Origin of the sequence: Rhodoplanes roseus (assembly GCF_003258865.1) — a bacterium.
GTDB classification, from domain to species: domain Bacteria; phylum Pseudomonadota; class Alphaproteobacteria; order Rhizobiales; family Xanthobacteraceae; genus Rhodoplanes; species Rhodoplanes roseus.
The window spans coordinates 1-701 of sequence record NZ_NPEX01000632.1; the positions used below are offsets into that span (position 1 = coordinate 1).

Below are 701 nucleotides of genomic sequence, written 5' to 3' on the forward strand. Positions count from 1 at the left end.
GGGGCCACATCCTTCGAGACACGGCCTTCGGCCGTTCCTCAGGATGAGGGGCGATGGTGTCGCCCCCCCCCGTGGTGAACCCCCGGCCGCGCCCCATATACCCACGGTGATGCGCCGCCTGACCCGCCCGTTCTGGATCCTGCTCGCCGTCGTCTTCCTGGTGGAGGCGTGGCTGTGGGAGCATGTGCGGCCGCTGGTCGCCCGCGTCGTCGACTGGATCTCCTGGCCGGCGCTGCGGGCGAAGCTCGCGGCCGCGATCGAGCGGCTGCCGCCCTATCCGACCCTGCTGGTGTTCGCCGTTCCGGCGGCCCTGCTGTTTCCGCTCAAGCTCTTGGCTTTGTGGATGTTCTCGCACGGCTTCTGGCTCGGCGGCGTCGCCGTGTTCGGCCTCGCCAAGGTCATGGGCGTCGGCGTCACGGCCTTCGTGTTCGACCTCACCCGGCCGAAGCTGATGCAGCTTCCCTGGTTCCGCCGGCTCTACGATCTGGTGATGCGTGGCCTCGCCTGGGCGCACGGCCTGGTCGATCCGTACAAGGCCGAGGTGAAGGCGTGGCTCGCGCGGACGATCGCGCCGCTGCAGCGGCGGCTGCGCCGGCTCGCCCGGCTGATGGCGCCCGGCCGCCGCGGCCGCTTCCTGCGTCACGTGAGGCGGCTGCGCCGCAGCGTGCAGCGCGGGCCGAGCCCACGGCCCGCCGCGGCGG

1 protein-coding gene is annotated in these 701 nt (G+C 72.5%); it reads left to right on the forward strand.

Translation table 11 applies throughout. The features are described 5' to 3' along the window. Positions 1–109 precede the first annotated feature (109 nt). Positions 110–701: hypothetical protein (locus CH341_RS31685; RefSeq protein ID WP_245431341.1), on the forward strand; the 592-nt coding region annotated here is incomplete at its 3' end.